We start from the raw sequence: 22,569 nt of genomic DNA, 5'->3' as shown, positions 1-22,569 counted from the left end.
TTCATACTATTCTTAGTTTTAAAGGATTAAAAATTAAGGCTGAGTCCGAAAATTCCCACCAGAGGACGAGGATAGATACTGCCATCATATCCACCGTTGATTTCAGGATCCAGACCTTTGTACTTGGTTATCGTAAACACATTCTGGGCCGTGAGATAAGCACGCCCGCTGATTTTCTGCCCGAACAATTTGTCGAAAGAATAGCCCAGCGTAATGTTGTCACACTTCAAGAAAGAGGCATTCTGGATGAAATAATCAGAAAGGGCATCCAGGGCATCCACTTTCTTCCAGTTCTTGGCCAGTGACATCTGAGGCACATTGTGCCATGCATTGCCCGAATAAATACCGGTAACCGACAAATCAGAACGGCTACATTCAACAGCATTATAAGCATAATTACCCAGACTAGCACGCAGCGAGAAACTAAAATCCCAATTTTTATAAATCAATTTCGAGGAAAGTCCCATCAATACGTCCGGGTCTGATTTCTTATAGAAATAACGGTCGTTGTCATTGATGATGCCATTATTGTCACGGTCTACGAATTCGCCCTCTATCGGCTGGCCTTTCTCATCATAGACTTGCTGATAGGTGTAGAAGGCAGAGACAGCTTCGCCTACGGAATATCCCTTGATTCCATTGGAACCACTATCACCAACGGCAATTCCTCCATGACGAATGATGTATTTGTCACCTGTACTCTTCACCAGCTCGTCTATTTCATTAGTGTTGTGTGTCAGATTGAATCCCAACTCCCAACGCCAATCCTTCTGCTGAATGGCTCTCCATGTCACTGCAAATTCAAAACCCTTATTATGCAGTGAACCGATATTGCTCGTCACCTTATTCTTGAAATTGGAACCGGCAGCTACATAAACATCATTAATCAAATCCTTCGTCTTGCGATAGTAATAATCAAAATTGGCAGTGATTCTGTTGTCCAGGAATCCCAAATCAACCCCAATGTTATAAGTAGTGGTCTTTTCCCAGGTCAAGTCATTATTATAGGCATCCGGACGGTAAGTGATGCCATTACCCAAAACTGGATAATATGCTCCTTCCGAATTGGGGGTATATGAAGCAAAATAGGTATAATCGCCAATGCCTTCCTGCTGTCCGGTGATACCATAACCTGCACGAAACTTGAAATCGGAAACAGCATCCACATCTTTCAAGAAACCCTCCTCTTTCACCTTCCATGCCAATGCAACGGACGGGAACAATCCCCAACGGTTCTTTTTAGAGAAACGGGAAGAGCCATCATCACGCAAGGTGAAGGTCAGCAGATAACGGTCGAGTAAAGAATAGTTCATACGGCCAAAGAAAGAAACCAGATAGTTCTCCGTCTTGTAGAGTGTATTTTCTGACGGATTATAGATTTCACCGGCATGTTCAAGGTTCGTATCAGGGTAAGTTCCATAATAATAGTAATCTGTCTCTTTGTGGAAATGCTGCCATTCATAACCGGCCATGATATCAAAATGGTGCGCTTTCCCGAAGTCCTTCATGTACTGTGCATACATGTTCAATGACAAATTGTATGTATCTTGTGTATTCCAACCGACACGTCCATAATAATAATTGTCAAGGTCAAAACGGTTGTAATTCTTGTTGGACTTGCCGCTTGCCACATCCATACCACCATTAACATGCAAATGCAAATCCTCGAAACCATGAATCTTATAATCCAGTTCAATGTTCCCCATCAGCACTTTTGACTTTCCTTTATCCGAACGGTTATTCAGCATCCCGACGGGATTGGCCGTAGCCAAAGTATTGATGTTGTATCCCCATTCAGAATCTTTCCAGTCTACTGCTTCGGGCCATTCCCAATATCCACCAAAGTTTTTATCATAAAATTCCGTCCCGCCATAAACCGGCTTGGTAGGGTCCATTGAAGTGGCAGCTCCAATGGCATCGGTATTGGCATAGCTTGTCACAGAGTACATGCCCTTTGCGTTGAAGTTAACCTTCAAATGCTCATCAAAAAGAGAAGGGGAAAGATTCACACTGGCCGTATAACGCTCAAAACTTGATGTTTTCAGGATACCTTGCTGATTGGTGTAGCCCAGGGAAACACGATAAGGCATATTTTTCAATCCACCGGAAACAGTGATATTATGGTCGGTACTGACTGCCGTACGATAAATCTCGTCCTGCCAGTCGGTATCGGCAAAAAGATGCTCGCCCTGAGCATTCGTATATCCTAATGCCTGATATTCCGCACTCGCCAGAAACTCTTCATCAGAATAACCATATGTGTTCTGTACAAGTTTCATGAACTCTTTGGCATTCAGTACATCCAGTTTGTCCGTAACCATGCTGACGGACACATTACCATTATAAGAAATACGGGGTTTAGAGTTACTCTGTCCTTTCTTAGTAGTAATCAGGATAACGCCATTGGAGGCACGGGAACCATAAATAGCTGTAGCCGAAGCATCTTTCAACACAGTAAAACTCTCTATATCAGCCGGATTCACCAAAGCCAATGGATTGGACATTCCTTGCACTCCATAATTATCCATGGCAAGTCCGTCAATTACAATCAACGGGTCATTACTGGCATTCAATGAAGAACCGCCACGGATACGAATAGTGGCACTGCCACCCGGCTCACCACCATTGTTAACAACACTGACACCGGCAATCTTGCCTTGCATCATGTCTTGGGCAGATGTCGTCAGCCCCTTGTTCATTTCATCCGGTTTAATTGCCGTTACAGACCCGGTCAAATCATTTTTCCTAGCCACACCGTAACCGATGACCACAACCTCATCCAACAATTCACTGTCTTCCTGCAGGGTCACGACTACACTGGAAGCTGCAACCACCTCCTGAGTCTTATAACCGATAAAAGAAACTACCAAAGTAGAACCTTTGGGTACATTCAGTGAGAAATTACCGTCAAGATCGGTGATAGTCCCGTTTGTGGTATTTCCTTTTTCTACTACACTTGCACCTATCACTCCACCCAGGGCATCTTTAACATGCCCTTTCACAGTGATGCTTTGTGCATAAGTGCCTACTGACAAGAATAGCCCTAGGATTAAGGGCAGAATCATCCGATAGATTCTAAGATTAACTTGCTTCATGCATTCAATAAATTAAAGTTAACAATATCAATTATCTGTATATTTGTACGTAAGAAAGTATCTGTAACCAGGAGTCTATTCTTCCGCTATCAAATTCAAGTCTTGCCTTTCACCGGCAAATTTAGAGCAACATCATTTTCCCCGAAAGCAGATATCGGACATAAGAGGATAAAAAAAGGACAAACCCTCACCAGATATATTCTGATGAGGGTTTGTCCTTGTAAAAGCGGCATTATTCTGCCGCGTATTGTTTAGGGGGAAGTCCGAACTCTGCCTGAAAACATTTAGAAAAATAAGAGTGATTGGAAAAGCCTACCATATACATTACCTCTGCCACTGTAAACTTTTTCTGCTGCAACAACATGGCTGCTTTTTTCATGCGGATGGACTTGATATATTCCACAGGGGTCATTCCCGTCAGCTGTTTCAGTTTGCGGTACATCTGCTTGTTGTTGGTCGCCGCCCAGTCACAAAGAGTATTCACATTCAGCTCGGAATCCGAAATATGCTCTTCTATCAAGCGGGTGACATTTGCCAGAAATTTCTCGTCATACGAAACGGCCTCTATCGCTTTCGGAGTAGCAAGTACCTCCATACGCGCCTTGGCCTCATGAGTCTGCTTGCTGGAGAGTAACTGCTCTACCCGCAAGAGCAGGATATCCGGCTCGAAAGGTTTGGCTATGAAGGTATCAACGTGTAACTGTATACTCTCAAGTTCTGTCTCCTTATCACTCTTAGCCGTCAGCAGAATGATCGGGATGGTGGATGTAGGGATATGTTTTTTCAAACGCCGTACCATCTCTAACCCATCCATTACAGGCATCATTACATCCGAAACAATCAAATCGGGCAGCAATTCCATGGCAAGCTCCAATCCGGATTTGCCATTTTCTGCCACACGACAGCGATATTTGGCATGCAGAATCTGGTAAATGAATTCCGCCACTTCCGCATTATCATCTACAATCAATACAAGAGGAGCATCCGGTGAAAGAATATCCGGTGATGAATCAGGTACCCCTACCGGAGCTGTCTGCTCTTGATTCACAACCGGCAAAGTCAGGGTTACCGTAGTACCAACATTCTCCTCTGACATCAGCCGAACATTGCCACCATGCAATTCCGTATAGGTTTTCACCAAATAAAGTCCGATTCCAGTTCCCTCATTTTTTCCCGCAGTCTTGGATGATTGGAAGAAACGCTGGAAAATATACGGTTGGTCCTGAACTGGTATTCCGGTACCGGTATCTGCCACAGAAATATACACCTCCCTCCCACCTTCGGGAGCATCCAAAGAAAGAGTAACGGTTCCGCCTTCCGGCGTATATTTTACAGCATTGGAAAGCAGATTATCCAAAACAGACTCCAACTTGATGGCATCCATCTGAATGTATAGTTGTTCCCGATTCGTCCGAAATTCACAAGCGAGCTGTTTTTCCTTCATTTTTCCTTCTGTATAGAGTGCAAGCAAATCACGTGCAAAAGAGACCAGTTCTATCTGTGATAAAATCAATAAAGTCCTATTGCCGCTATCCACCCGGTTCAAGTCCAGCCCTTGATGAATCAATGAATTCAGTTTCATGGCATTGCGCTGAACCAATTCGAGCTGCTTCTTCTCCTGCTGATTCCTAATTTCCGGCAACATCCTGCTGATAGGGGCAATAATCATACTTAAAGGTGTCTTGAGGTCATGGGAAAGATTGGTAAAGAATTCCAGTTTGGCACGCGACTGTTCCAAAATCTTCTCCTTTTCCAAATGTTCCAGCTTCAAGCGGTTTTTCACACGGAAAAAGTGAATGGTCCAAACAATCAAAGCGCAGCATAACAGCATATAAAATGCCTTCGCCCACGAAGTATAGTACCATGGTGGAAGGATATGGACATCCAGACTATATATTTGTTCAAAGGGTTTGCCATAGGAATCCAGCTTACTTGCCATTAACCGATAGTTTCCATAATCCAGATTATTATAAATGATGCGGTTGGTATTGGGAGCCAGAAGAGTCCACTCACGCTCTACCCCTTCCAGACGATATACAATCCTGCTTTTCTCCTCCAGCGAGTAAGGCAAATCCGACAGTTCAAAAGCAAGATTATTCTGGTTGTACTCCAAGTTTATCTGTTCCATAAGACGGATGCTCCGGCAGTTTTTCTCCGAACCGGGCAAATAAAGCCGGTTATTCACATAAAGGGCTGTCAGCAATAACGGGCGTTCCGGATGTTCTGCCAGCAATGCATCCGGGGAGGAAATGGCAAAGCCATCCGCTGTGCCCAAGTATAGTTCACCCTCTTTCCTATCAAAGAACAAGCTGGTAAAACGTTTGTCGGCAATACTCAGGCGTCGCACTTCCAATGTCCGCTGGTCTGCCACCCAAAATCCGTCAGTAGTGGATATCCATATCTTTCCTTCAGCCTCTATCATGGAAAGCACTTCATAATGATTGAAAGCATCGAACGGCAAAACCTTTACCCTATTATCCGAAGGCTCCACACGCATTACTCCACCGGGAAAGCCAATCCAAATACAACCATCCTCGGCACACAAGACAAAATTGGGCCTTTGCCCCTCCTTGAACTCTCCTGAAGCAATATGGGTAATATTATTGGTAGAAGAATTTATTTTCTCAATACTGTTGGCACTACTGAGCAGGGCCAGTGCATTTCCTTCACTGTCAGGAACCATCTGGTTGATAAACATACCCGACAAACCATTGTGTATGGAATAGGTTCCTTCGGCTACATATGGCTGTGTAGAGGCATGCAGCAATTTATGTTTGTCTACGACAAAAATACCGCCCAAACAAGTAGCTACCCATAACTTTCCATTCTTGTCTTCGAAAAGGCCATATGCCCAGTTAGTATTGTAGCGGCGGGTACTGTCTACTATACTATAAGGTATAAACTGGCGGCTTTCCTCATCATAGCAGCTGATGCTCCCGTCTGTTGCCACCCAAAGGTATCCGTCCCGGTCTTCATACAACTGTCGTACCCGGTTATGGGTCAAAGGAAAATTCTTATCTCCCATCTTGTACCAGGTAACATCCCTGCCCTTTCCCGGCACCCGGCCTTCCGGCCTTTCCTCCTCAGAAAACGTGAAACGGATAAGTCCATTTGTTCCCCCAAACCAAAAATTACCATGCACATCACGCAACATGGAATAAAACTGGTTTCCTTCCCCCGTCCCGGTAATCCGCGATATGGGAACATAGCGTAATGTCTCTTTACAACGTGCCATGGATATGCCATAGTCCGTCCCCAGCCAGATATTCCGTTCACAATCCGCATAAACAGTCCATACAATGTTGTTGGACAGTGACTGGAGGTTCCGCGAATCATGCACGATATGCTGTAAAGGTGAATCTTCTCCGTATATGTACAGTCCATTGTCTGTCCCCACCAACAATTGCCCATATCCATCCAAAGCCATTGATTTGACAGAATTGTCATGAAAAGCATCAATTCTCTGTATTTGCCCGTCGGCAGGAGTATATTTGAAAAGACATCCTTCCGTACCTATCCAAATACATTTCCTCACCGCATCTTCCAACAAAGAGTTTACAAACAGATTACTTTTATTCCTGCTAGCAGGTAGTTCTATCATTTCAAAACGTCCGGTAACGGATGTATAGCGGCAACAGCCATTATAGGTACCAATGTAAAGCTGATGGTCTGAAGAATGGATAAGAGAGTAAATTGTCTGATGAGGGATACCTTCTTTTACGGAAGAAATCTCACGGGTCTGTGGATGATACGTATACAGCCCGTTCAGTGTGCCCAACCACAGCAACCCATCGTACATCACCAGTGTACGGATGTCCGTCGGAAAATCAATTCCCGGTTCCTCATAAGTATCTGTCCGGTAATTGTATATCAATAACCCGTTGTCTGCTCCCAGATAAAGATAGGTACTGTCTACTACTTCTCCGCAATAAATACGCGTATTGCTACGTTCGCCAAAAATGAAATGCGGTTGGGTGGAATAGCCGTCATAGCTGAACAGACCTTTATCCGAACCTATCCATATCAGTCCTTGTGTATCTTGCAGAAAACAGCTGATGACAGATGCCTCTGTCCCTAAACTGATATTCTGAAACAACCGGTAATCGGGCTTCTGTGCCCACATACGGCAAGGAAGGACAGTCTGTAAAAGTATAAAAACAAAAAGAATATATTTGTACATACTCAAGGTTATATTCATTAAAGGTCCGGACAAAGATAAGAAACCGCAATCGTTTGCACAAACTTACAACCCGATAAACCTCAACGAATAAGCACAATTTACCATATTACGTTATTTTTGCAATCGGATTAGGGAAGTTTACCTTATCTTTGTCCTCAAAACTATACCATGAATAAACCGCAGATTACCATCAAGGATATTGCCCGGGCGCTGAATGTCTCCCCTTCCACCGTGTCAAGAGCGCTGAAAGACAATCCGGACATCAGCAAGGAAACTCGTGACCTTGTCCATGCCTATGCGCGCGAACATAACTACAAGCCCAATGTACTGGCCGTAAATCTCCGCGCAAGCCGCAGCAATACCATCGGCGTCATTGTCCCCCAACTGGTACACCACTTCTTTTCCTGCGTATTGAGCGGAATTGAGAAAGCGGCGGCAAATGCCGGATATAATATCATAGTGGCGCAGAGCAGCGAATCGTACGAGCAGGAAGTGAAGATTGTGCATTCTTTCCTTGCCGCCCGTGTCTGCGGAGTCATCGCTTCACTTGCCAAGGACACTTCCCAATACGACCATTACCAGGAGCTACTGAACAACGATATTCCCATTGTCTTTTACGATCGTATCTGCACGGGGCTGAAAACCGAGCGAGTGGTGGTGGACGATTATGCCGGCTCCTTTGCCGCCGTGGAATACATGATACAGACCGGATGCAAGCGTATCCTTTTCTATGGTGCGGCTCCCCACCTGGAGATTACCAAGAATCGCCGAAACGGCTACCTGGATGCCATGAAGAAGTATAAAATTCCGGTGGACGACAGCATGATTCTGTTGTGCGACACCCGTGAACGCGCCATCTCCATCACTCCCGACCTGCTGGAAAGCGAAAACCGCCCTGACGGTTTCTTTGCCATCAACGACGAGACAGCTTCGGGCATACTGTATGCCTGCAAACTGGTCGGCGTAAAAGTTCCCGACGAAGTATCCATCTGCGGATTCACCGACGGAGCCATTGCGCAAAGCACCGACCCGAAGCTGACTACCGTGGAGCAGCATGGCGAGGAAGTAGGTAAAAGCGCTTTCAGCATTCTGACCGGAAAGCTGGAGGGAGAAGAGAAAAGCAACAACAAGATAGTACGTACCAATCTGGTGATAAGAGGAACTACGAAATAATAAAACATATTAAACCATCATGAAAGTAAAACCCGATTTAAGTTTCTGGAAGCTGTGGAACATCAGCTTTGGTTTTTTCGGCGTACAGATTGCATATGCTTTGCAGAGTGCAAACATCAGCCGTATCTTTTCCACTTTGGGTGCAGACCCGCATAATTTGAGTTATTTCTGGATATTACCGCCGTTGGCAGGTATCATTGTACAACCCATTGTGGGAGCCGCCAGTGACAAGACCTGGACACGCTTCGGACGGCGCATCCCTTATCTGTTTATAGGTTCGTTGGTGGCCGTACTCGTCATGTGCCTGCTACCCAATGCCGGAAGCTTCGGCATGGCAGTAAGTACAGCCATGATTTTCGGACTGGTATCGCTGATGTTCCTCGACACCTCCATCAATATGGCCATGCAACCCTTCAAAATGATGGTGGGTGACATGGTGAATGAGAAACAAAAAGGGCTCGCCTACTCCATCCAGAGTTTTCTCTGCAATGCAGGCAGCCTGGTGGGATATCTCTTCCCGTTCATCTTTGCATGGATTGGCATCAGCAATACAGCTCCCCAAGGAGTAATCCCCGACTCGGTGATTTACTCATTCTACATCGGAGCAGCCATCCTTATCTTCTGCGTCATCTACACTTCGATCAAAGTAAAAGAGATGCCGCCTGCCGAATATGCAGAGTATCACGGCATCACCGAAGAAGAGGAACATGAAAAGACCAACATGCTGAAGCTGCTCATCAAGGCTCCGAAAGCATTCTGGACTATCGGACTGGTACAGTTCTTCTGCTGGTTTGCCTTTATGTTCATGTGGACCTATACCAACGGCAGTATCGCTGCCAATGCTTTTGACGCCCCTACAGTGGAGCACCTGGTAGATGGTGTGACCAAAATAGTACTCGACACCAAGAGCCTGCAATATCAGAATGCCGCCGACTGGGTAGGCGTACTGTTTGCCGTGCAAGCCATCGGCTCTGTGCTTTGGGCCATCTGCATACCGATGTTCAAGGACCGCCGCCGCGTCTACTCACTCAGCCTTGTTCTGGGAGGTATAGGTTTCATTTCCACCTATTTTATGCATAATCCGTATATGTTGTTCATTTCCTTCCTGCTGATAGGTTGTGCATGGGCTGCCATGCTGGCACTGCCGTTCACCATCTTGACCAATGCACTGAGCGGAGGACATATGGGTACCTACTTAGGTCTTTTCAATGGTACCATCTGTATTCCACAGATTATTGCGGCAGCTTTGGGCGGCAGTATTCTGTCCTTGTTTACTCCGAAAGGAGTACTGCCCCCCGAAATCAATATGCTTGTATTGGCAGGAGTGATGCTGATAATAGGTGCTTTCTGTGTATATTTAATTAAAGAGACTAAGGGAGAGAAATAGAACCAAGCTCCTACTTCTGCACACAGATGACACAGATAAGGCAGATGAATACGGATTATTAGACAAACTTATCCGTGTTCATCTGCCTTATCTGTGTCATCTGTGTGCTATATTATCTTTTTTAATCCCCTCCCTTCCCCTTTCACTATTTTTGTCCTCACTTTTCTCTTTTATTTCCGCATATTGCGTATCTTTACGGCGATAACTACAGAAAACACGTCGCCATGAAAAAATACCTCAAGACCGATGAATGGAACATCATCGAAGACCAATTCCACCCCGACCGTCAACGGATGTCGGAAAGTATATTCAGTCTCGGAAACGGACGTTTCGGGCAACGGGGGTATTTTGAGGAGCCTTACAGCAGTGACAGTTACCGTGGTTCATTTGTGGCCGGCATCACTTTCCTGGACAAAACCCGCGTAGGATGGTGGAAGAACGGATTTCCCCCATATTACACCCGTATACCCAGGGCTGCTGACTGGAGCCGCATCAACCTGCGCCTCATCGATGAGGAACTCGATTTGGCAGGCTGGGATGTCGACAGCTTCAACCGCCGCCTGGATATGAAGGAAGGTATCTCCTACCGGGACATGGAAGTGACGTCTCCTCGCGGAAACCAGCTCCACATCCATGTAGAGCATATCACAAATATGGCAAGACCCAACCTCTGTCTCATCAAGTACAGCGTGTCTTCCATCAACTATACCGGCAGAATCTCACTCGTGCCCATCCTTGACGGGAATATAGTAGACGATGCCGACCTGCCAAACCTGAAAATATGGAACATACTGCGTTCCGGTTCTACCAGCAGCTGTGCCTATCTCTGGACACAGACCCGCCGGGAAGATGCACAAGTGTGCTACGCCATGACTTACCAATTCTTCAAAAACAACAAGGAAACCACTGCCAACCCCATACGGATAGAAAAGGAAAAGCAGACCGGTTTCAGCGTAGGTGCCGACGTAAAACCCGGAGACAACGTGACACTCATCAAATACACCGCCATTGCTTCTTCTCTCTACCACGAACGGAGTGAATTGGTGGAACACTCCGTGGCCGAGGCACGCGAAGCCAAGAGCATAGGCTGGAATACGCTGGTAGAAGAGCATCGAAGGGCCTGGCAGGAAATCTGGGACGAAACGGATGTCGTCATCGAAGGGGACCCGGAAGCGCAACAAGGTATCCGGTACAACATATTCCAGCTGTATCAGACTTACCGGGGAGATGATCCGCGCCTAAACATCGGCCCCAAAGGATTCACCGGAGAAAAATATGGCGGAAATACTTATTGGAACACGGAACTGTGTTGTGTACCGTTTTTTCTGCTCTCCACTCCCAAAGAGATTGCAAAGAACTTGCTGGCATATCGGTACAACCAGCTTCCCAAAGCCATCGAAAACGCCCGTAAACTGGGTTTCAAGGACGGTGCAGCGTTGTTTCCGCAGGTAACCAACAATGGAGAGGAATGCCACAGTGAATGGGAAATAACCTTCGAGGAAATCCACCGTAACAATATCATTGTCTATGCCATCGTTCAGCATGCAGCGCTGACGGGCAATATGGACTATATCGCTAAATATGGCCTGGAAGTAATGATTGCCGTCAGCCGTTTCTGGAGACAACGGGTATCCTTCTCCCAACCCAAACAGAAATATGTCATACTGGGGGTTACCGGCCCGGATGAATACGAAAACAATGTGGACAACAACTGGTACACTAACTATTCCTGTATACAGTGCCTCAAGATGACCCTCCGTTTTCTGGAAATGGTGGCACAGCAATATCCGGATGAATATGCCCACATACGCCGCATCACCAATCTCGACCAAGTGAAGGAAAGTGCCCGGTGGAGAGACATCATCGAACACATGTATCTGCCGGAAGACAAGGAACGGGGTATTTTTATCCAAAATGACGGCTATATGGATAAAGTACTGGAAAGTACAGATAACATTCCTGCCGAAGAACGCCCCATCAACCAACATTGGTCATGGGACCGCATTCTGCGCTCTTGCTACATCAAGCAGAGCGACGTGTTGCTCGGACTTTACCTCTATTATTTCTATTTTGACACGGAAACCGTCCGCCGCAATTTCGAGTTCTATGAGCCGATGACCGTACACGAATCCTCCCTTTCTCCCCACATCCATTCCATCCTGGCTGCACGCATCGGCAAAGTGGAAAAAGCTTACCAGCTTTTCCTGCATGCCACACGGCTTGACCTGGACGACTACAACAACGAAGCAGACCAAGGTCTGCACATAACCAGTATGCCCGGCAGCTGGCTGGCCATTGTACGCGGATTTGCAGGTATGCAGGTGCTGAAGGAGACGTTGTGTTTCTCCCCTGTCATACCGCAAAAATGGGACAGCTATTCATTCAAGGTGAATTATCTGAAAAACACACTTCACATACGGGTAGGAAAAGAAATCGAAATCTCGCTTACAGCAGGCAGCAAAGTGGACATACAAGTCTACGGACACCCATATACGCTGGAACGGGGGACGGAATTGAAAATTAATATGCCAATGTGCCAATGACCTGCGGCGTGATAGCGCAGCATAAACATTGCGCAGCCAATTAGCACATTGGCACATTAAATCATCATTTATCCTATAACCGGGAGAACATTTGGTTGTTTTCCCGGTTTTATGTTTTTATATATACCTGAACGAATAACTATATACTTGTTTACCAATGAAAAAAATGTTTCTTTTCGCCCTGGTCATGGCGTTGCTCATCACGTCGTGCGGGCAAAAACAAAAGGGTAGCAATACCCTTATCCGACCGGTGAAGACTGCGCAAGTCAGTTCACAGTCGGTTATCCGCAAAGACTTCTCCGGAATAGTGGAAGCCGTGGAATATGTGAGACTTGCCTTCCGCGTCAGCGGACAAATCATCAACCTCCCGGTTGTAGAGGGACAGCGGGTAAAAAAGGGGCAACTGATTGCCGCCATCGACCCACGCGACATCTCCCTGCAATATGCAGCCGACAAGGCTGCCTACGAAACAGCTGCCGCACAAGTGGAACGTAACAAACGGCTGCTTGGCCGCCAGGCTATCTCCGTGCAGGAATACGAAATCAGCGTAGCCAACTATCAGAAAGCAAAATCCACTTACGAGTTGTCCGGCAACAATATGCGGGATACGCGGCTGACAGCCCCTTTCGAGGGTTCCATCGAAAAACGGCTGGTAGAGAACTATCAGCGTGTCAATGCAGGAGAAGGGGTTGTACAGCTGGTAAATACACAGAAGCTACGAATCAAGTTCACCGTACCGGATGATTATCTCTATCTGCTCCGTGCCAAGGACGTAAAGTTCAAGGTGGTGTTCGACAGCTACCCCACAGAGGCTTTCGATGCCAGACTGGAAGAGTATCTTGACATCTCCACAGCAGGGACGGGTATTCCGGTGACAATAACAATTGACGACCCGCACTTTGACCGTACACGTTATGACGTAAAACCGGGATTCACATGCAAAATAAAGCTGGCATCGGATGTCGCTCCCTTTCTGGAAGAAAAGCTGATGAATGTACCGTTAAGCGCCGTATTTGGCGACAGTGAAAACCGGAAAACGTATGTATGGGTGGTGGAAGGTAATAAAGTCAGTCGCCGCGAAGTGACCGTTTATTCTCCAACGGGAGAGGCAAACCTGCTTATTTCTAAAGGGTTGGAACCGGGAGAAACCGTTGTGACGGCCGGAGTATACCAGCTGACAGAAGGAGAAGCAATAAAGGTACTAATGTGATTAATCACATTGGCACATTACATTCCCCATTTATCTAAAAAATATTCATTATGAATCTAGCCCAATATTCATTAGACAACACGAAGATAGTCTACTTCTTTCTGGCTGTGCTGCTTATCGGCGGTATACTGTCATTCGGCAGGTTGGGAAAGAAGGAAGACGCACCTTTCGTCATCAAGTCGGCAGTCATCATGACACGCTACCCGGGAGCGGAGCCGGCAGAAGTGGAACGGCTCGTCACCGAACCCATCTCCCGAGAAATACAGTCGATGAGCGGCGTCTACAAGATAAAGTCAGAGTCCATGTACGGACTCTCCAAGATAACCTTCGAACTGCAACCGTCACTCTCTGCCGCATCCATTCCGCAGAAGTGGGACGAACTGCGGCGTAAAGTGCTCAACATACAGCCCCAACTGCCCGCAGGCTCTTCTGTACCGACCGTCTCGGATGATTTTGGAGACGTTTTCGGCATCTATTACGGCCTGGTGGGTAACGACGGTTTCTCTTATGAAGAAATGAGAAACTGGGCGGAACGAATCAAGACACAAGTCATCACGGCAGACGGTGTGATGAAGGTAGCCCTTTTCGGTACACAGACAGAGGTCATCCATATATTCATCTCCGTAAACAAGCTGGCAGGAATGGGTATCGACCCCAAGCAGCTGGCCGGCCTGCTGCAATCGCAGAACCAGATTATCAATACGGGTGAAATCAGTGCCGGAGAACAACAGTTACGCATTGTGGCCAACGGTACCTACACGACTGTCGATGATATCCACAACCAGGTTATCACTACCTCCGGCGGACAAGTCAAGCTGGGTGACATCGCCATCATTGAAAAGGGATACATGGAACCTCCCGGCAATATCATGCACGTCAACGGAAAGCGCGCCATCGGTATCGGCATCTCCACCGACCCGACAAAGGATGTGGTAAAAACCGGTGAACTGGTAGACCGGAGGCTTGCCGAACTCATGCCCCTCATCCCCGTGGGGCTGGAACTGGAAAGTCTGTATCCCGAAAACGTGATTGCCAAAGAAGCCAACAACGGGTTCATCATCAATCTGATAGAATCCATCCTGATTGTGATTGTAATCATCATGCTGGTGATGGGCATGCGTGCAGGAGTACTGATTGGCTCTTCCCTTATATTCTCTATCGGAGGCACACTGCTCATTATGTCGTTTCTTGGCGTAGGTCTGAACCGGACCTCCCTCGCCGGATTCATCATAGCCATGGGAATGCTGGTGGACAATGCCATCGTGGTGACAGATAATGCCCAAATTGCCATTGCCCGCGGCATCGACCGCCGAAAAGCGCTGATAGACGGTGCCACCGGTCCCCAATGGGGATTGCTGGGAGCAACGTTCATTGCCATCTGTTCGTTTCTGCCACTGTATCTGGCTCCCTCTTCCGTAGCCGAAATCGTGAAACCGCTATTCGTAGTGTTGGCCATTTCCCTGGGATTAAGTTGGGTGCTGGCGTTGACACAAACCACTACATTCGGCAACTTCATACTGAAAGCAAAGGCTAAAGATGGTAGCAAGGACCCATACGACAAGCCTTTCTACCATAAATTCGCCTCCATCCTCAGCACACTGATACGCAAGAAGGCGTTGACCCTTGGAAGCATTACAGCACTGTTCATCCTCTCCCTCATCGTCATGGGGCTGATGCCCCAGAACTTCTTCCCTTCTCTGGACAAGCCCTACTTTCGGGCAGATGTATTCTATCCGGACGGGTACAGCATCCGCGAAGTAGAAACCGAAATGAAAAAGGTGGAAGCGCATCTGATGCAGCAGCCGGAAGTGAAACGGGTATCCGTCACATTCGGCAGCACACCGTTGCGTTACTATCTGGCCTCCACTTCCGTCGGTCCCAAACCTAACTTCGCCAATATCCTGGTGGAAGTAACGGACAGCAAATATACCAAGAAGCAGGAAGAGAACCTTGATGCCTACATGAAGGCCAACTATCCCAATGCCATCACCCGTACCATGTTGTTCAAACTCTCTCCTGCTGTAGATGCCGCCATTGAAATCGGGTTCATCGGCAATAACACGGATACGCTGGTCATGTTGACCAACAAGGCTCTGGACATCATGCACCGTGACGGCGAACTTATCAACGTGCGCAACTCCTGGGGCAATAAGATACCGGTATGGCATCCCGTTTACAGTCAGGAGCGTGCACAACCGTTGGGTATCTCCCGTCAAAGCATGGCACAGAGTATCCAGATCGGTACGAACGGCATGACACTTGGGGAATATAGGGAAGGAGACCAGGTACTTCCCGTTCTGTTGAAGGATAAAACTATCGACTCTTTCCGCATCAACGACTTGCGTACACTCCCCGTATTCGGCACTGCACGCGAAACAACCACTCTGGAACAAGTCGTCAGCCGGTTCGACTTCCAGTACAAGTTCTCCAATGTGAAAGACTACAACCGGCAGATGGTGATGATGGCGCAGGCCGACCCACGCCGCGGTGTGAATGCCATTGCCGCCTTCAACCGTATATGGAAGCAAGTGCAAGAAGAGATTGATGTGCCCGAAGGTTACACCATGAAATACTTCGGAGAGCAGGAAAGCCAGGCAGAAAGCAATGCCGCACTGGCAGCTAACCTGCCGCTGACATTCTTCCTTATGTTCGTCACCTTGCTGTTTCTGTTCCGCAGCTACCGGAAGCCGATTGTTATCCTGCTGATGCTGCCGCTTATCTTTATAGGTATTGTACTGGGACTGGTGGTATTGGGGAAATCATTCGACTTCTTCTCCATCCTCGGCTTGCTGGGGCTGATTGGAATGAATATCAAGAATGCCATCGTGCTGGTGGACCAGATTGATACGGAAACCGCTGCCGGAAAAGCACCGCGTGAAGCCGTTATCAGTGCAACGACCACCCGTATTGTCCCGGTGGCCATGGCATCGGGTACCACTATCCTGGGAATGTTGCCGTTATTGTTCGACGCCATGTTCGGCGGCATGGCGGCAACCATCATGGGTGGTTTGCTGGTAGCCTCGGCATTGACACTATTCGTGCTGCCGGTGGCTTATTGCGCCATTCATAAAATCAAGTGAGAGAACATTCAACAATTTACAGTTTACCAATTGAATGATGAAAACAAAGATACTTATTCTATCATTACTGTGCTCCGGACTGAATGCCGGGGCACAACAAGCATATCTGAGCCGCGAAGAATACCGCGACAAGGTAGAAGCATACAGCCAGATTCTGAAACAACAGCATCTGAAAACATTCGCCAGTACCGAGGCACGCAAGATTGCCTCCACCGGTTTCCTGCCCCAGATTGACATCACTGCCGAGGGTACCGCCAATCTCAATCATCTGGACCAATGGAACAGTCCGAAAGGAGACTACCACCCTTATACCTATCAGGCACTTGCCACCTTGACGCAGCCGCTTTATACCGGAGGTTCCCTAATAGCCCAAAAGAAAGTGGCGCAAGCCGAAGAGGCACTGGACCAACTTACCACAGAGCTGACCCTCGACCAGATACACTATCAAAGTGACGCCGTCTATTGGAATGCCTCTGCCGCCCGTGCCGGTCTGAAAGCCGCGGCTACCTTTCAGGATATTGTACAACAGCAGTACGACATCATCCAAGACCGCTTTGATGACGGTGCCATCAGCCGCACAGACTTGCTGATGATTTCCACCCGACGTAAGGAAGCCGAATTGCAGTACATCAAGGCACGCCAAAACCATACCCTTGCCCTGCAAAAACTGAATATCCTTATGGGCTCGGAACCGGACGCTCCCATAGACAGCATAGCCGAAATAGATATACCGACTGCCTCCATCATACCTCTGGGCCTGGATGATGTGCTGCTTCGCCGGGCAGAATATGCCAGTACCTCCGTGAACATCGCCCGCAGTGAAGCGCAACGGCATGCCGCCCTCAGCCGCTACAACCCACAAGTCAGCATGTTTCTCGCTACCGGTTGGGATACGGGAATCACCTATATGGGGCAGGATGTACCTCATACTCCCGTCGTAGGAGTCAATGTCAGCATCCCCATCTTCCGTTGGGGAGCCCGCTTCAAGACAAACCGCCAACAGAAAGCCTATATCGGCATACAGAAGCTGCAACAAAGCTATGTAACGGACAATATTCTGGAGGAACTCTCCGCAGCCACCACAAAACTGACGGAAACTGAACAGCAAGTCAAGACGGCCCGGGAGAATATGATACTCGCCGAAGAGAATCTGGGCCTTGTCACCTTCTCTTATAATGAAGGAAAAGCCAGCATGGCAGATGTGTTGTCCGCACAACTCTCGTGGACGCAGGCACACACCAACCTAATTGATGCGTATCTGGCAGAGAAGATGGCGGTGGCTGAATATTGGAAGGTGGTTAGTGAATGAAATGCCCCTCAAAGAAAAACATACAAAAAACTCCGGCATAGCTTTACAAAGCCATACCGGAGTTTCTTTATATTTTTCCTACTGACCGTTTATCCCAGGAATGAAATCAGCACACCCGCCGCAACAGCCGAACCGATTACACCGGAGATATTACTGGACATACAGTAATTCAGCACATGGTTTTTCGGGTCATACTTCGTTGCTATTTCATTGCAGACACGGCTTGCCATGGGTACGGCACTCAGGCCGGTAGCACCAATCAGCGGATTGATCTTCTTCTTGCTGAATAGGTTGAACAGCTTCACAAAGAAAATACCTCCCGTAATGGACAATGCAAATGCCAGGAAACCACCAATCACAATACCGATAGTCGTCCAATTCAGGAATGCCTCACTGGTCATCGTGGCGCCAACGCTCAATCCTAAGAAGATGGTAGCTGCATTCATGATACTATTAGCAGCAGCATCAAACAAGCGGCTTGTATCCGAACCGATTTCCTTAATCAAGTTACCGAACATCAACATACCAATCAAAGGTACTGCTGTGGGCACAAATAAAGCAACAATCGTAGTCACTGCAATCGGGAAGATAATCTTCAATACACGCAGATTCTTAATCTCGGTTTTCGAAGGATACAGCTTCTCCTGCTCCTTCATGTTAATCATCAATTCCTTCTTGGTACAGAACAGCTTCACCACCATCGGAATGATGACCGGTACCAGCGCCATATAAGAATAAGCAGCAATGGCAATCGGTCCCAACAGATGGGGAGCCAGCTTGATGGTAGTAAAGATAGCCGTAGGACCATCGGCACCACCGATAATGCCCAACGCACCTGCTTCCTGCGGAGTGAACCCTATCATCACAGCACAAAGCAGTACGGTGAAAATACCTAACTGCGCAGCCGCACCGAATATGGAGAGACGCAAGTTACGGAGCATCGGACCGAAGTCTGTCAGCGCACCCACACCCATAAAGATAACAGGCGGCAGAAAGCCGGTCTTAATCAGCATATAATAAATGAAGTTCATCAGTCCGAGGTCGTGCGCAATCTCGTGCAACGGCATCTCCCAAATATTCTTCATCACCCCGCCTACCATGACCATTCCGTTTTCATCTGCCTGAATCACCCCCATCTCGCCGCCGGGAAAGTTGGCAATGAGCACACCGAAAGCGATGGGTACCAACAACAATGGTTCATAGTGTTTCTTGATACCTAAATAAAGCAGGATGAAAGCGATGGCATACATCACGAGGAACGACGGATCAGCAATGATGTTACTGAAGGCCGTCATATCATAGAGTTTTGCAAATATATCTTCCATTATCCTATCTTCATTAATACATCATCTTCAGAAACAGAGTCACCCGGATTGACACAGATGGCAACAACCGTTCCATCAAAGTCTGCGCGGATGGCATTGTATGTCTTCATAGCTTCGATATAGCAGAGGAGGTCGCCACTCTTCACCTTGTCACCCACTTTCAACGGGGTTTCCTGCGCATTCTTTGTCAGGAAGAACTTGCCTTCGAGCGGAGCCGGAACGTCCTGACCTTCGCCTACGGGGGGAGCTGTCACCTTTTCGGTGGCCGAAGCGGGCAGGTCGATGTCACCGTATGCCACCGTCACGCGGTAAGCCTGACCGTCCACCTGCACAGTGAGCGTCTTGGGTTTGGCATCGTCCAGCGGAGACTTGTCACGTTCGGCACGGCGTTTCTCCACATCCTCCAGGAAGTCCTGCTTGGCCTTGCCACTCTTGTAAGCCTCGTATTGAGCCGGGTGCATGGCGTATTCGAAGAGCTCTTCGTCGTCCTCGCCCAGTTCCCACTTGTTCTCCTTCATCAGCTTGCGGTACTTGTCCAGAGCATCGGGATAGTTGTCCTGCGGATTGCCGGTGAAGAACTTGCGTCCTTCGCGTTCGGCCTTCTCTATGATTTCGGGAGCCAGCTGACCCGGCAGCTTACCTGCCTTGCCCAACAGCATATCCCAGATGTCGTCAGCAATCATACCCCAGCGTTCCTTGCCTTTCTCCATAGCAATGACGTTCATCATGGAAAGGTTCTTGACGTACTGGCTGAACGGAGTCACCAACGGGGGATAACCCACGCGCGGCCAAACATATGCCACTTCGTTGAACAACTTGATGAGCAGTTCATCCTGCTTCATGAAGGGCAGGTTGCGTTTTGCCTTGTATTTGTTGATGGACTCCAGATTGGATTCCAAGTCTGCCATCAGACTGCCCATCATGCCACCCGGCAGTCCGGGACCAATCAGCAGGGAGTTCATCAGGCGGTTGCGCGGGCTGATGTACAAGCCAAGGAAGTCGTCCATAAACTCCTGGATGAGTGCGCGTACCTTCATATATGCCTCCATATTGACTTCGGGCACCTGGAAGCCTGCATCCTTCAGCATGGCCTGCACACTGAGCAAGTCGGCATGTCCCGTACCCCAGGAAAGCGGCTCCATGCCTACGTCGATATAGTCGCAACCCGCTTCGCACACTTCAAGAATACTTGCCATATTGAAACCGGGACCCGCATGACTATGATACTGGATAGGAATATCGGGATGCGCCGCCTTGATATTGGCCACAATCTTGCCCAAAGAAACCGGACGTCCGATACCTGCCATATCCTTGATGCAGATTTCGTCGGCACCTGCCTTGATAAGCTTCAGTGCCATCTCCGTGTAGTATTCTACGGTATGGATGGGTGAATGGGTGATGCAGAGCGAGCATTGGGAAATCATTCCGGCATCGTGTGCATAGCCAATAGAAGGGATGATATTGCGGGTATCGTTCAAACCGCAGAAAGTACGCGTGATGTCCGTACCCTGCGCTTTCTTTACCTTATAGAACAGCTTGCGCACATCGGCGGGCACGGGACTCATGCGGAGGCCATTCAGGGCACGGTCCAACATGTGAGTCTGGATACCGGCTTCATGGAACGGCTTCGTCCACTCGCGCACGGCTTTATTCGGATTCTCCCCAAACAGCAGATTTACTTGTTCAAAACCTCCGCCATTGGTTTCCACGCGCGCAAAACAACCCATCTCAATGATGGCGGGAGCAACTTTCACCAGTTGGTCAACACGGGGTACATATTTTCCGGCACTCTGCCACATGTCCCTGAATACCAAACTGAACTTAATTTCCTTTTTCATACTAAATTATTCGGTGTGTTTTTATATAAGATTATTATTTCAGATTTTTTCTACCTTAGCAACTTTACCCTTACCTTGTGTCACTACTGTTACGGCTGCACTGATAGCTGCCAGAATATTACCGGGGACAGGTGCGGGACCATTTGCCGCAGCTTTAGCCGGTGTCACCTCTTCGGGCGCATATTTATTCACCAGTGCAATAAGAGCTTTTCCTAAGTTAATAACAATCAGCAGGATAGCGAAGACTGTTGCCATACCTACCACCATCAGCAGAAGTGCTGTATTCAAGTTTTCCATATTATAAATTATTAGTTATTCAGCCGAATTTACGAAAAATCGCTCGAAATTAACGATAATCCATTAAAGAAAGGCAGAGAAGAATGATAAAAGATGCTAAAAAGTAAAGCTTCCCGCACAACCAATGAGGCGGTACAGGAAACTTTTAGCATAAAACGGTGTCAGTCATCAATTGCTTTCAAGGAAGGAGAATCAGCCCAACGGATTCTCACCCTGGTCGCCGTCGTTGCCGCCGGGGGTTCCACCGGTATTGTCGCCGGGAGTAGTACCGGTGGAGGTAGAAGTCTTACCCCACTCTTTCCAAACAATCTTTGTATTCACCATGCTGCGGGTAGTCACCTGATTGCCACTATTACGCTCCACTTCGGGCAGGAAACGGACACGTACTCCGTTTATCAGCGAAGCGCTTACCTCCTCAGCCGTCGGCACCCCTCTTTTGGTAGAGGTAGCAGTATAGTAGAAAGTGCCTATACCGTCTATCTTCACAGTACGTCCCTGCCCCATGAAATTGCTCAATACACGCCCCAAGTTCTCCATCACCGCATACGTGTCACCACGGGTCACGGTAGAAATGAAAGACAGTTCATCTGCCACTTCACGGGTAGTAACCGCCTTGCCCCAGGTTACTGATTGAGGATACCACAAATCGTTTACTTTTTTTTGAACTCTTTTAAAAAATGCCATAATCGTAATGTTTTAAATGATTAATAATAGGTATATTCTGTTTCTCTTGTCTTACCCGAGAAGCAGAAGTTTTCATCGTGAGGCCTCAACGATTCAGCCGTCTGCTTTTCTCAAATTCGATGTTGCAAAGTTAGGGTGGGAAACAAGGGAAAACAAGAAAATGGCATCTACAACCGATTTTCATAAATCACTTAAAAACAAAGGATTACAAAAACCATATCTCTACAAGAAGAAGGGGGGAAATAAAGCTTAAATAAGAGGAATAAGGTGATAATCTCTACAAGCGACACACGCAAACCCCTGATAATGAAGCCACCTGTATCTTCCTATCTCTACAAGGTAATTGTTATAAGTTATTCTTTGCAATATGACATCATTTATGAGTTTATGCCAGTGAAAAGAAAGAATAAACACATAGAGAGAATGTGCCTCTCTACGTGTTTGGCTG

12 protein-coding genes are annotated in these 22,569 nt (G+C 47.6%); 6 read left to right on the top strand and 6 right to left on the bottom strand.

Annotated features, from left to right (window positions below; translation table 11 throughout):
• Positions 1–26 precede the first annotated feature (26 nt).
• A complete protein-coding gene (locus tag DW096_RS04035; protein ID WP_057089228.1) occupies positions 27–3,095 on the bottom strand; it encodes a TonB-dependent receptor in 3,069 nt (1,022 codons plus the stop codon).
• 232 nt (positions 3,096–3,327) lie between these two features.
• A complete protein-coding gene (locus DW096_RS04030; RefSeq protein ID WP_120028796.1) occupies positions 3,328–7,275 on the bottom strand; it encodes a two-component regulator propeller domain-containing protein in 3,948 nt (1,315 codons plus the stop codon).
• Between the two features lie 168 nt (positions 7,276–7,443).
• Here DW096_RS04030 and DW096_RS04025 point away from each other — a divergent pair, with 168 nt between their 5' ends.
• The 6 genes from DW096_RS04025 to DW096_RS04000 all read left to right on the top strand — a co-directional run bounded on the left by DW096_RS04025 (position 7,444) and on the right by DW096_RS04000 (position 17,977).
• Positions 7,444–8,448: a LacI family DNA-binding transcriptional regulator gene (locus DW096_RS04025; RefSeq protein ID WP_118931037.1), complete on the top strand. Its 1,005-nt coding sequence runs from the start codon at positions 7,444–7,446 to the stop codon at positions 8,446–8,448.
• A gap of 19 nt (positions 8,449–8,467) precedes the next feature.
• Entirely contained in the window at positions 8,468–9,835 is a 1,368-nt protein-coding gene (locus DW096_RS04020; RefSeq protein WP_009036571.1) for an MFS transporter, read from the top strand.
• 224 nt (positions 9,836–10,059) lie between these two features.
• Positions 10,060–12,378 carry a family 65 glycosyl hydrolase domain-containing protein gene (locus tag DW096_RS04015; RefSeq protein ID WP_118931038.1) on the top strand — a complete coding sequence of 773 codons (2,319 nt, stop codon included), beginning with the start codon at positions 10,060–10,062 and terminating at the stop codon, positions 12,376–12,378.
• A 157-nt stretch (positions 12,379–12,535) separates the two neighbouring features.
• A complete protein-coding gene (locus DW096_RS04010; protein WP_118931039.1) occupies positions 12,536–13,588 on the top strand; it encodes an efflux RND transporter periplasmic adaptor subunit in 1,053 nt (350 codons plus the stop codon).
• A gap of 50 nt (positions 13,589–13,638) precedes the next feature.
• Positions 13,639–16,668 (top strand): efflux RND transporter permease subunit, encoded by a 3,030-nt coding sequence (locus tag DW096_RS04005; RefSeq protein WP_120028795.1) that lies wholly within the window; start codon positions 13,639–13,641, stop codon positions 16,666–16,668.
• A gap of 34 nt (positions 16,669–16,702) precedes the next feature.
• The gene (locus DW096_RS04000; RefSeq protein ID WP_120028794.1) at positions 16,703–17,977 is read left to right on the top strand and encodes a TolC family protein; all 1,275 of its coding nucleotides are present in this window, start codon (positions 16,703–16,705) and stop codon (positions 17,975–17,977) included.
• 89 nt (positions 17,978–18,066) lie between these two features.
• On the opposite strand, the gene DW096_RS03995 is transcribed toward DW096_RS04000, so the two are convergent.
• The 4 genes from DW096_RS03995 to DW096_RS03980 all read right to left on the bottom strand — a co-directional run bounded on the left by DW096_RS03995 (position 18,067) and on the right by DW096_RS03980 (position 22,121).
• Complete coding sequence (locus DW096_RS03995; RefSeq protein ID WP_005826328.1) at positions 18,067–19,302, bottom strand: sodium ion-translocating decarboxylase subunit beta; 1,236 nt, start codon at positions 19,300–19,302, stop codon at positions 18,067–18,069.
• Positions 19,302–21,140 carry a biotin/lipoyl-containing protein gene (locus DW096_RS03990; protein ID WP_005826327.1) on the bottom strand — a complete coding sequence of 613 codons (1,839 nt, stop codon included), beginning with the start codon at positions 21,138–21,140 and terminating at the stop codon, positions 19,302–19,304. The genes DW096_RS03995 and DW096_RS03990 overlap by 1 nt, the downstream gene beginning before the upstream one ends.
• 39 nt (positions 21,141–21,179) lie before the next feature.
• A complete protein-coding gene (locus DW096_RS03985) occupies positions 21,180–21,437 on the bottom strand; it encodes an OadG family protein (protein ID WP_005826326.1) in 258 nt (85 codons plus the stop codon).
• Positions 21,438–21,629: 192 nt separating this feature from the next.
• A complete protein-coding gene (locus DW096_RS03980) occupies positions 21,630–22,121 on the bottom strand; it encodes an HU family DNA-binding protein (RefSeq protein ID WP_005835731.1) in 492 nt (163 codons plus the stop codon).
• Positions 22,122–22,569 lie beyond the last annotated feature (448 nt).

The organism is Bacteroides sp. AM07-18, assembly GCF_003602695.1.
GTDB lineage: Bacteria > Bacteroidota > Bacteroidia > Bacteroidales > Bacteroidaceae > Bacteroides > Bacteroides uniformis.
The sequence above is the reverse complement of the archived record's forward strand: the minus strand, read 5'-3'. Positions and strand labels throughout refer to the sequence as shown.

Bases quoted from the DNA above. Each gene is read 5' to 3' on its own strand.
- DW096_RS03985 (WP_005826326.1), bottom strand. From the start codon at position 21,437: ATGGAAAACTTGAATACAGCACTTCTGCTGATGGTGGTAGGTATGGCA.
- DW096_RS04030 (WP_120028796.1), bottom strand. From the start codon at position 7,275: ATGTACAAATATATTCTTTTTGTTTTTATACTTTTACAGACTGTCCTT.
- DW096_RS04000 (WP_120028794.1), top strand. From the start codon at position 16,703: ATGATGAAAACAAAGATACTTATTCTATCATTACTGTGCTCCGGACTG.
- DW096_RS03990 (WP_005826327.1), bottom strand. From the start codon at position 21,140: ATGAAAAAGGAAATTAAGTTCAGTTTGGTATTCAGGGACATGTGGCAG.
- DW096_RS03995 (WP_005826328.1), bottom strand. From the start codon at position 19,302: ATGGAAGATATATTTGCAAAACTCTATGATATGACGGCCTTCAGTAAC.
- DW096_RS04025 (WP_118931037.1), top strand. From the start codon at position 7,444: ATGAATAAACCGCAGATTACCATCAAGGATATTGCCCGGGCGCTGAAT.
- DW096_RS04005 (WP_120028795.1), top strand. From the start codon at position 13,639: ATGAATCTAGCCCAATATTCATTAGACAACACGAAGATAGTCTACTTC.
- DW096_RS04015 (WP_118931038.1), top strand. From the start codon at position 10,060: ATGAAAAAATACCTCAAGACCGATGAATGGAACATCATCGAAGACCAA.
- DW096_RS03980 (WP_005835731.1), bottom strand. From the start codon at position 22,121: ATGGCATTTTTTAAAAGAGTTCAAAAAAAAGTAAACGATTTGTGGTAT.
- DW096_RS04010 (WP_118931039.1), top strand. From the start codon at position 12,536: ATGAAAAAAATGTTTCTTTTCGCCCTGGTCATGGCGTTGCTCATCACG.
- DW096_RS04035 (WP_057089228.1), bottom strand. From the start codon at position 3,095: ATGAAGCAAGTTAATCTTAGAATCTATCGGATGATTCTGCCCTTAATC.
- DW096_RS04020 (WP_009036571.1), top strand. From the start codon at position 8,468: ATGAAAGTAAAACCCGATTTAAGTTTCTGGAAGCTGTGGAACATCAGC.